Below are 202 nucleotides of genomic sequence, written 5' to 3'. Positions count from 1 at the left end.
CCATTATATTCAAAAGAACAAAGCCGGCAAATTAACCCTTAGTGAAAAAAGCGCGCAAACCATCGCTGGTTATTTGCTCCCTAAACTTGGGGAACAGTTGAAGAGGGCTATTTCAATTCATGATTTTGAATTGGCCAAAGGAACTTTGCTGGGTCAAAATCAGGAAGTATTAATTCGACTGATTGATTGGACTTTGCGTGAA

1 pseudogene is annotated in these 202 nt (G+C 39.6%); it reads left to right on the top strand.

Annotated elements, in window-relative coordinates:
* Nucleotides 1-202: pseudogene (locus ACYQ3Q_RS28695) on the top strand (HEAT repeat domain-containing protein); the annotation flags it as partial.

This window comes from Desulfosporosinus burensis (genome assembly GCF_054657535.1).
The sequence above is the reverse complement of the archived record's forward strand: the minus strand, read 5'-3'. Positions and strand labels throughout refer to the sequence as shown.